We start from the raw sequence: 2,707 nt of genomic DNA, 5'->3' as shown, positions 1-2,707 counted from the left end.
CAGAAAATTCGATACCGGCTCCAGCATGACCAACAAAATTTGCGGATGAAAGGTCTCATCCTCCGCCGCCGTGATCGCGCGGTGCGGCATGCCCGCCGCCAGCAGCGCCCGTTGCTCACGCGCCGTGGCGACCACCGCTGCCTCCAAGGCGACATTGAGCGCCTGTTGGGTCCCGTAACTCGCACCGACGAACGCCGACAGCCCACTCAACTCCAGGAATTGGCACACCAGCCGCACCCGGCACCGCCTTGCAGCGTGATGACAAGGTGCGCCGCCACCACGAGCTGGTGCAGCCACTGGACACCCTCGGGGGTCGTCACGAACGCTGCCAAGACCGCCGGGGCCGCGCCGACCGGGGTCGGCTGACACCAGTCCTGCAAGGTGCTGCGGGCCACCCCAAGGTCCGCGGCGACATGCCGTTGGGGTTGCCCCCGCGCCAAGCGCGCGTTGGCGGCCTCCCGCTGTTGCGCTCGCTCCAGGCGCGAGCGGTGCTTCACGACCACCCGCGGGCCGCTCGTCGGGTCGCGCCCGATGGCATCGACCCCCGTGTCTGCGCTACAGTCGAGCCCGGCAGGATCTTCGATCATGTTCCGTTCCCCTCGGTTGGTTTGCACTGCCAAGGGTACGCAATTTCGCGGATCCTGCCACTCCCCCGCAGGCGCTTAACCAAGCCCTAGACTGGGTCTTGGCCGGATTTATGATCAAGGCCTCCGTTATGGAATGCCTGTAGCAGCACTGCAAGGTCGTGATCTGTAGTGCGAACCGAGGACCGCGCAGAGCGCGAGATGGCTGGGTTTATGACCAAGGCCTGGCGGGACCATGGTCGCCGTTCCGGCCAAAGCGAGCACGCGGATTGATCCACAGATGTCACAGATGTTCACAGATGAAGAAAAACATCTGTGTTCATCTGTGAACATCTGTGGACTAAATTTCCGCCACAGATCCTCGGCGGAAGGTCTGGCCGGAACGATGATCAAGGCCCCCGCCGCCAAAGCTACTCGAAATCGTAATGGATGATATCCTTCACCCGCTGACAGATCTCGCGGCCATAGTCGGTCCACAGACCCTGACCCCAATAGCGGTAACAACTGGTCTGAGAGGCCATCAGATGAAATAGCGCATTGCGGTACCGCGGATCATCGGTGGGCGTATCGGGTTTGAGGACTTTTTCATAGAACAAGGCACTGGCCTCTTCCATGGGCCCGAGCACGTTATCGTAGCCCTGCACCCAGGACAGGCTGTTGGTCCAGCTTCCGCCGTCCATATGGAAACGACCGTCTTCCTGCTTCAGGTCCGCGATGACCTTCGCCAGCACTTCCGGACCAGCGCCGGGCTTCATGCGCGCCCAGATGCGGTCATGGAAGATAGGCTGAACAGCGGGGAAATCGGACTCCTTGATACCCAGTGCAAACAGATGCTCCAGATATTCACTGGCGTTCATCATGGGCACATCCCCATGGCTGGACGCGCGCGCCACCTCCATGAACTTACCGGGGAACTCGTTCATCATCACGCCGCCGTTCTCACCGTCGGCAATCTGCGTCACCAGGGGCGGAATCGAGTGACCGGCTAGTTCGACGCGGGACAGACTCTGCGCCTCGTACCAGGGCTGCATCTGCGCGACCAGCTTGGTATCCGAACCCTGCGTCTTGATGATGGCGATGATGCTCGCGGTCTCACCCTTGGAATTGGTGCAGACCAACCGGTGCGGGATATGCGGGCGCTCCGGATTGCGGCCGTTACTGACCTGCACGACCGAGTGTTCCTGGATCAGCACCCATTGGAAGCCACAGTCGACCAGCGTCTTGACATAGGCATAGGCGACATCCGGATGATTGGGCAGCGCCATCTCGGAGGGCGAGAAACCACGCATCCGCTCCAGCGCCTCCCAGCCGAAGATGGCGGCGAAATGATGCTGGAAAGCGCGCACATGCAGCTTGAAATCCTGCACCGGGGTAGAGGGCGCCACCGCATGACCCCAGGGCATCCCGAGCCATTCGATGCAACTGTTGTAGTCCGGGTTGCAGGTGATGTTCTTGAGCGCATCGATAACGTGGTTCTCACCCATCTTGCGCAGCCCGTGCAACAGGGTGCCGGAGTATTCCAGCATACAGCGGGGTGACTTGCCCTCGCCCACCAACTGCGGCACAAACTCGCCCATCCGCTTGTAACACCAGACGAAGGCCCCGGCATTGTAGTTATCCCCGATGCCCTGATTCTCCATCATGTATTGGAGATTGCTGATCAGGGTGGCGGTGCGCAGGTCACCGCCGCCCGCGGGGATCAGCGGCTGATGCTGGTGCAGCGCGATGGCCGTCGCGGCGCGGACCTTGCTGAAGTCGATGCCGCCGTGTTTGGCGAACAGGGGCTTGGCCCGTGCGGCAGTTACGACCTGATCGACCAAGGGCTCCTGGCCGCAGATATTCGGCAAATCGCCGACATACTCGGGTAATGGGTTCATCTTAGGCTCCTGATTGGTGGTCCCGGCACTGCCGGGGGGGCAGAGGACCGGCCTGAGCCGACAGCCGCAGGCGTTCGGTCCGGGATCATGTTGTTATCGTTCGGCTGGATCAGTCCAGCAAAGAGCAGTCAGTGATCCACTTGGGTTGGAAAATTTTTTCGGCAGCCTGTCCGTGGCCCAAGGACAATCCACAGTCCCCGTGGGAGCGGCCTCCGGCCGCGATGGAGATAGCGGCACGCAGAAGTT

The 2,707-nt window shown here is 61.6% G+C and carries 2 protein-coding genes and 1 pseudogene; all 3 read right to left on the bottom strand.

Annotation, left to right across the window (positions count from 1 at the left end; all coding sequences use genetic code 11):
- Positions 1-228 (bottom strand): annotated as a pseudogene (locus tag QZY03_RS11165) (hypothetical protein); the annotation flags it as partial.
- Positions 207-587 (bottom strand): hypothetical protein, encoded by a 381-nt coding sequence (locus QZY03_RS11160; protein WP_295580992.1) that lies wholly within the window; start codon positions 585-587, stop codon positions 207-209. The pseudogene QZY03_RS11165 and the gene QZY03_RS11160, both read right to left, overlap by 22 nt.
- A gap of 407 nt (positions 588-994) precedes the next feature.
- Positions 995-2,461: a glycosyl hydrolase family 57 gene (locus QZY03_RS11155; protein ID WP_295580990.1), complete on the bottom strand. Its 1,467-nt coding sequence runs from the start codon at positions 2,459-2,461 to the stop codon at positions 995-997.
- Between the last annotated feature and the right edge of the window lie 246 nt (positions 2,462-2,707).

Origin of the sequence: uncultured Lamprocystis sp. (assembly GCF_903933125.1) — a bacterium.
In the GTDB taxonomy this organism is placed as follows: domain Bacteria; phylum Pseudomonadota; class Gammaproteobacteria; order Chromatiales; family Chromatiaceae; genus Thiodictyon.
Note: the sequence above shows the minus strand (reverse complement) of the source record. Positions and strands in the feature narration are given on the sequence as shown.

What these genes read in the sequence shown, in the direction of transcription:
- QZY03_RS11160 (WP_295580992.1), bottom strand. Translation starts at nt 587, where the DNA reads ATGATCGAAGATCCTGCCGGGCTCGACTGTAGCGCAGACACGGGGGTC.
- QZY03_RS11155 (WP_295580990.1), bottom strand. Translation starts at nt 2,461, where the DNA reads ATGAACCCATTACCCGAGTATGTCGGCGATTTGCCGAATATCTGCGGC.